Below are 5,679 nucleotides of genomic sequence, written 5' to 3'. Positions count from 1 at the left end.
GTGCACCGCGTCGCAGCCGGTGCGCCGCGCCGCCTCGAGCACCGCCGCGGCGTCGAGGTACCCGGCCGGGCCGCTTCCCGGCAGCGGCACCGAGCGGGCTGCCATGCGCACGTGCAACGCATCGGCATCGTCGGCGGCGTGCACGGCGACCGTGTCGAGCCCCGCCTCGTCGGCGGCGCGCAGCACGCGCACGGCGACCTCACCGCGATTGGCGACCAGCAACCTGTCCATCGACACCTTCCCACCACCCTGTGAGACCGACTGGTCGGTATGCGCGCGACGTTATGATCCGCGCCCCGCAAGGTCAACAGCCGCGCCGCAGTGCCCCACGGGGTTCGGTTCCATGCCAAATCGTCCGCGGCAGCCGCCTCAGCTGATCAGGCCGGCGCAGGTCAGCCAAATGTGTTCGCAGGTCGCGGATGCCTTTTGCAGTTCCTCGCGGGATTCCTGCGAGGCGTGGTAAAAGGTCCGCTCGATCATCCAGCACAGGGCGCGCGCCATCGCTGAGGCTTGTTCGGGTTCGCTGCCGGCCTGGACGCCGGCCCGTTCCAGTGCGGCGGTGATGGCCGTGATGAACAAGTCTGCCGTGTGGCTCCACAGCTCGCCGATCTCCGGCACGGTCAACGACAGGTCGATCGCCGTGCGCATGACCAGGCCGTGCTCGTTCCACAGCTCGACGGTGCGCTGCATGGCCGCTGCGATGGCCTGGCGCGGGTCGTCGGCTTCGGCGGTGGCCCGGGACCGCTCCCACAGGTGCGCAACGGTCCGGGCCACGAGTGCCGTGACCACTTCTGGCTTGGAGCCGAAGTAGAAGTACAGGGCGCCGCGTGTGATGCCGGCGCCCTGGGCGATATCGCCGACGGTCATGGCGTCGTAGCCCTTTTGCGCCAGCAGAGCTTCGCAGGTGTCCAGAATGGCCCGCTCCCGGACATCGCCCTTGCGTTCGGTGCTGCGCCGACTCCGCGCGGGGTGCTGGCCGGGCATCAGAGCGCAGCGCCCTCGGCGAAGTCGGTCGTACGGGAGAGCGTCTCCCATGCGCGGATGTCCTCATCCACGGCCGTGCGCGCGTCGGCGACCAGCCGCAGCGCGTCCGAGCCCAGGACCAGGTGGGCCGGCGGCTGCTCGACCGAGGCGATGTGCACGACGGCGTCCCCGGCTTTGGCCGGGTTGCCCAGCTGCTTCCCGCTCGCCTTCCGCCGCGCTTGCCGGATGGGGGTGAACAGCTCGTCGTAGTCGTCGACGGACTGCGCGGCGCGTGTCATGGACCGTCCGGCCCAGTCGGTGCGGAACGAGCCGGGCTCGATCGCCGTCACCTGGATCCCGAACTGCGCGATCTCCTTGCCCAGTGCCTCGAGGATGCCTTCCAGGGCGAACTTGCTGCCGCAGTAAGCGGACATGCCGGGCACTGCCATGAGCCCGCCCATGGAGGTGACGGCCATCAGGTGTCCACGGCGTCGCCGGCGCATGTGGGGCAGTGCCGCCTGCAGGGTCGCAACCGCCCCGAAGACGTTGACCTCGAACTGCCGCCGCACCTCGGCCAGTGGGGTTTCCTCGAAAACGCCCTCCAGGCCGTAGCCGGCATTGGCGACGACGACATCCAACGGGCCGACGCTCTGCTCCACCTCCGCGACCAGGCTCGAGACGGCGTCGCCGTCGGTCACGTCCAGGATCCGGCCGTGCGCGCACCCGGGTTCGAGCCCTTCGAAAGCCTGCAGGTCCTGCTCGGAGCGGACCGTTCCGACGACGATGTGACCGGCGGCCAAGGCGGCCTCGGCGAACGCGCGCCCCAGGCCGGTGCTCACGCCGGTGATGAGCCACTTCTGCTTCTGCATCACTTCTCCACGGATGAGTCGGAAGGAACCGGACCGCTCCCTCACCGCAAACTCTACACCGTGTCGATTTTTATCGTCGCCATGCAGATTATGGTGGTCGGCACGGGCTGCTGCGGCCGGTTCTCCGGAGCCGCGTGGTTGCCGCCCGCGTCGGGGTGGGAACAGTGGTGGTGCAGGTCGGCGGCCTGCCGACGCGGACACGACGCAGACGAGGTGGCGCGATGGGCGAAACGATCGCGGGCGTGCAGATCCCGGACAGCGACTTGGCGCGGGAAGCGACCGAGCTGGTGCGCGAGTCCGCTGCGCCGCTGCTGTTCGACCACTCCCGGCGCGTGTTCCTGTGGGGATCGCTGCGCGGCGAGCAGCAGGGCCTGGGCTACGACCCGGAGCTGCTCTACGTCGGGGCGATGTTCCACGACCTCGGGCTGACCGAGCGGTTCCGGCGCACCGACCAGCGCTTCGAGATCGACGGCGCCGACCAGGCGCACCGTTTCCTGCGGGCGCACGGCATCGCCGACGAGCGGGCCGACCGGGTCTGGACCGGCATCGCCCTGCACACCACACCGGAGATACCACTGCACATGGCCGCCGAGATCGCGCTGGTGACCCAAGGCGTGGAACTGGACGTGCTGGGCGTGGGCTACCACGCGGTCTCCGAGCAGCAACGCGAAGCCGTCGTGGCGGCTCACCCGCGCCCGGACTTCAAAAACCGCATCCTGGCCGCGTTCACCGAAGGCATCAAGGACCGCCCGGACACGACCTTCGGCAACGTCAAGGCCGACGTGCTCGAGCATTGCCTGCCCGGGTTCGAGCGCGGTGATTTCGTCGAAGTCATCAAAGGCTCCGACTGGCCGGAGTGACCGCGGCGATCATCCGGCTCAGCGCAGGGCGCCCACGCTGACTCGCAGCGGCCAGACGTCGGCCTCGGCGCGGATCCCGGCCGCGCGGGTGCGCAACTGCTCGGCCTCGGCGGCGTCGGTGGCGCGTCCGGCCAGCCGCTCCAGGTAGCCGGCGAAGTCCTGCTGCTGGTCGCGGTACCAGCCGATCTGCTGCTCGTGCAGCACGTCCGGGGCCAGCGTGCCGATGCGCTCCGGGTAGCTCTTGGCCAGCCGCCACGCCAACCGCGCGGCCCCGAGCGCGTCCCCGGCCGAGTCGTGCGCCTGCTCCAGCCGTACCTGGTAGTGCTCGCACAACGCCGCCAGCGTGCGCTTGCCCTTGCGGTACCGGTCGAGGTGCTTGTCCAGGCACATCGGGTCGACCACCGGGCCGGGCAGGGCGAACTCGCGGCCGTGGTGCCGGAACAGCTCGGCCGCCAGCAGCGACAGGTCGAACGAGGCGTTGAACGCGCACAGCGGCGTGCCCGCCGACCACACCTCGTCGAGGTGTTCGGCGATCTCGGCGACCACCTGCTCGGCCGGAATCCCCTTGTCGCGGGCGTGTTCGGTGCTGATGCCGTGCACCTCGGTCGCCGCGGGCGGGATCTCGACGCCGGGATCGGCCAGCCAGTCGCGCGACACCGGCTTCCGGCCGGGCGTGATCGTCACGACGGTGGCGGTCACGATCCGGTCGTTGGCGATGTCGGTGCCGGTGGTTTCCAGGTCGTAGGCCAGCAGCGGCCCGTCGGCCCACGACGGCGCAGGAGCGATCATCCGCGCACGGTATCGATCACGACCGTCGAAGTGGTGCGCGACCGGCCGGGATCAGCCCACTCGGTGCAGTGCCGGGGGCCTGGTTCGGGCGCGAATCCCCCGGTGGCGCAGCGCTATTCGGTGCGCGGAAGCGGTGGCAATGGCAGCGGCAATCCCGGCAGACCGTCGATGCTGGTTGCGATGTGCTCCTTCTTCTGGAAGTAGGTGTCGAGTGACTCGTCGTCGTCGCGCGCGAAGCGCGACGAGTGCAGCGTGCGGTCCTGGTCATAGGTCATGAACGGGAAATCGAGGTAGGCGATGGTGCGTTCGTCGAGCACGGCGAACGAGCCGCTCAAACCTTTCGGAGAGATGTTGACGGTGCCGTTGCCGTCCAGGGGCGCAGTCGCGGTGAAGAAGATGTGCTGGGCCTCGATGAAAGTACGAACTTTACCGTCTATTCGCTCGTAGCTTTTTCCCATGGCTCGATTATCACGAGTCTTCGGTCCCCCTCCAATGCGATACGAGGCGGCGATCGCGCACCGAGGCGCCCGCGATGAGTTTCGCCCGCGACCGCGGTCCTTCCCGTGGGCCTGCAGGGAGGAGAACACGATGAGACAGATCGTTGCCGCCGACCAGTGGCGCGCCGCGCACGAACGGCTGCTGACCGAGGAGAAGGCCGCCACCCGCGCCCGGGACGCGCTGGCCGCCCGGCGCCGCCGGATGCCGATGCTCGAGGTGACCAAGCAGTACCGGCTGCGCGGCCCGGCGGGCATCGTGGGGCTGCCGGAGCTGTTCGACGGGCGGCGGCAGCTGATCGTCTACCGGCACATGCTGCAACCGGGCGATCCTGACCCGTGCTCGGGCTGCTCGATGTTCGCCGACAACATCGGCCACCTCGCGCACCTGCACGCCCGGGACACCTCGCTGGTGCTGGTCTCGGCCGCACCGTTCGACGAGATCGAGCGGTTCCGGACGCGGATGGGCTGGGAGCTGCCGTGGTATTCGGCCGCCGGCAGCGACTTCGAAGCCGATTTCGACGTCGCCGACGGGTTCGGGCTCAACGTGTTCCTGCGCGAGGGCGAGCGGATCTTCCGCACCTACTTCACCAGCGGCCGCGGGGTGGAGGCGCTCGGCAGCACCTGGACGTTGCTGGATCTGACCCCGCTGGGCAGGCAGGAGACCTGGGAGGACGCCCCGGAGGGGACGCCGCAGCCGCCGCCGTACGAGTGGTGGCGGCTGCACGACGAATACGAGTGATCAGCGCTTTCCGCTCAACAGGCGGGTGAATCGGCGCCACCGGCTCATCGGGCGCGCGGGAGCGGGCTCGGTGGCCGGGGGCGGTGGGGTGCTGCGCTCGCCGCGCCAGCGCTCGACGACGTCGTCGACGCGGACCGTGCTCAGCGGCACCCGCGGCCCGGACGGGCTGCGCAGCCACTCCACGATGCGCCGGTTGAGGTCGCTGACCGTCTCGCGCACGGCCTGTTCGGTGGGCAGCTCCTGCACGGTCTCCGGCAACCGTTCGATCTCCTTGCGCAGCTGCAGCGGCGTCGGCAGCAGCGCCTCGCCGGAGAGCCCTTCGCGATCGATGTAGCCCTTGACCCACCACTGCTCCTCGAGCGGTTTGCCCGCGCCGGGCAGCGGTTCACCCGCGCCGTCGAGGTCGTCGAACTCGCCGCGCTCGTGTGCGACGCGGATCTGCCGGTCGATCCACGACTCGAAGGTCATGCCGAGCGGTTTGCGTTCGGTCACAGCACGCTCCCCCGGGCGAGGCGGTGCGGCCCGTCGCGAGCAAGGCGCGGGCCCGGGCACTCCGAGGATAGCCGCCCGCCTGGTTCCGCGGACCCGGTGCGCGCCGCGTTTCGAGCCGGCCGCGCTTGGCCCGCGGGCGGCGCCTCCGTGCTGTTTCGCCAAGCGGCGGGGCCGCTCGACAGTGAGCACCTGAGCGACCGGCTCCGCAACGCTTCCTGCCGGCCGCTCAGCCGCGGGTGCTTGCCAGCAGCTCGACGACCTCGGCGGTGGTGCCGGTTTCGCCGAGCTTCGGGAAGATCCGCCCGACGCTGTTGTCGTGCGCATCCGCGGCGAAGTCGGACATGGCGTCGGTGGCCAGCGTGACGTGGTAGCCGTGCTCGTGCGCGGCGCGGGCGGTGGATTCCACGCCCATGCTGGTGGCGATCCCGCCCAGCACGATCTGGGTGACGCCGCGGCGGCGCAGCTGCACG

At 70.3% G+C, this 5,679-nt stretch carries 9 protein-coding genes; 2 read left to right on the top strand and 7 right to left on the bottom strand.

The window, feature by feature from the left end:
• From IJH84_RS27705 to IJH84_RS27695, 3 genes are all read right to left on the bottom strand, one after another.
• Positions 1-231: biotin carboxylase N-terminal domain-containing protein (locus IJH84_RS27705; RefSeq protein ID WP_295150831.1), on the bottom strand; the 231-nt coding region annotated here is incomplete at its 3' end.
• 138 nt (positions 232-369) lie between these two features.
• Positions 370-984, bottom strand: a complete 615-nt coding sequence (locus IJH84_RS27700) for a TetR/AcrR family transcriptional regulator (protein ID WP_295150829.1) — start codon at positions 982-984, stop codon at positions 370-372.
• Complete coding sequence (locus IJH84_RS27695) at positions 984-1,832, bottom strand: oxidoreductase (RefSeq protein ID WP_295150827.1); 849 nt, start codon at positions 1,830-1,832, stop codon at positions 984-986. Before IJH84_RS27695 ends, IJH84_RS27700 begins: the two co-directional genes overlap by 1 nt.
• Before the next feature lie 221 nt (positions 1,833-2,053).
• Here IJH84_RS27695 and IJH84_RS27690 point away from each other — a divergent pair, with 221 nt between their 5' ends.
• The gene (locus IJH84_RS27690; RefSeq protein ID WP_295150825.1) at positions 2,054-2,692 is read left to right on the top strand and encodes an HD domain-containing protein; all 639 of its coding nucleotides are present in this window, start codon (positions 2,054-2,056) and stop codon (positions 2,690-2,692) included.
• A gap of 18 nt (positions 2,693-2,710) precedes the next feature.
• On the opposite strand, the gene IJH84_RS27685 is transcribed toward IJH84_RS27690, so the two are convergent.
• Both IJH84_RS27685 and IJH84_RS27680 read right to left on the bottom strand, forming a co-directional pair.
• Positions 2,711-3,481 carry an exonuclease domain-containing protein gene (locus tag IJH84_RS27685; RefSeq protein ID WP_295150823.1) on the bottom strand — a complete coding sequence of 257 codons (771 nt, stop codon included), beginning with the start codon at positions 3,479-3,481 and terminating at the stop codon, positions 2,711-2,713.
• Positions 3,482-3,594: 113 nt separating this feature from the next.
• Positions 3,595-3,939, bottom strand: a complete 345-nt coding sequence (locus tag IJH84_RS27680; RefSeq protein ID WP_295150821.1) for a pyridoxamine 5'-phosphate oxidase family protein — start codon at positions 3,937-3,939, stop codon at positions 3,595-3,597.
• Positions 3,940-4,069: 130 nt separating this feature from the next.
• Here IJH84_RS27680 and IJH84_RS27675 point away from each other — a divergent pair, with 130 nt between their 5' ends.
• The gene (locus IJH84_RS27675) at positions 4,070-4,717 is read left to right on the top strand and encodes a DUF899 domain-containing protein (protein ID WP_295150819.1); all 648 of its coding nucleotides are present in this window, start codon (positions 4,070-4,072) and stop codon (positions 4,715-4,717) included.
• On the opposite strand, the gene IJH84_RS27670 is transcribed toward IJH84_RS27675, so the two are convergent.
• A complete protein-coding gene (locus IJH84_RS27670) occupies positions 4,718-5,209 on the bottom strand; it encodes a DUF1992 domain-containing protein (protein ID WP_200072447.1) in 492 nt (163 codons plus the stop codon).
• Between the two features lie 226 nt (positions 5,210-5,435).
• A partial coding sequence (locus IJH84_RS27665) for an isochorismatase family protein (RefSeq protein WP_295150817.1) occupies positions 5,436-5,679 on the bottom strand: 244 nt, incomplete at its 5' end.

This window comes from Saccharopolyspora sp., assembly GCF_017434145.1.
GTDB classification, from domain to species: Bacteria; Actinomycetota; Actinomycetes; order Mycobacteriales; family Pseudonocardiaceae; genus Saccharopolyspora_C; species Saccharopolyspora_C galaxeae.
This window is presented reverse-complemented; position numbering and strand designations above follow the sequence as displayed.

Excerpts from the sequence above, each read along its gene's own strand:
- IJH84_RS27685 (WP_295150823.1), bottom strand. The coding sequence starts at position 3,481 with ATGATCGCTCCTGCGCCGTCGTGGGCCGACGGGCCGCTGCTGGCCTAC.
- IJH84_RS27675 (WP_295150819.1), top strand. The coding sequence starts at position 4,070 with ATGAGACAGATCGTTGCCGCCGACCAGTGGCGCGCCGCGCACGAACGG.
- IJH84_RS27695 (WP_295150827.1), bottom strand. The coding sequence starts at position 1,832 with ATGCAGAAGCAGAAGTGGCTCATCACCGGCGTGAGCACCGGCCTGGGG.
- IJH84_RS27690 (WP_295150825.1), top strand. The coding sequence starts at position 2,054 with ATGGGCGAAACGATCGCGGGCGTGCAGATCCCGGACAGCGACTTGGCG.
- IJH84_RS27700 (WP_295150829.1), bottom strand. The coding sequence starts at position 984 with ATGCCCGGCCAGCACCCCGCGCGGAGTCGGCGCAGCACCGAACGCAAG.
- IJH84_RS27680 (WP_295150821.1), bottom strand. The coding sequence starts at position 3,939 with ATGGGAAAAAGCTACGAGCGAATAGACGGTAAAGTTCGTACTTTCATC.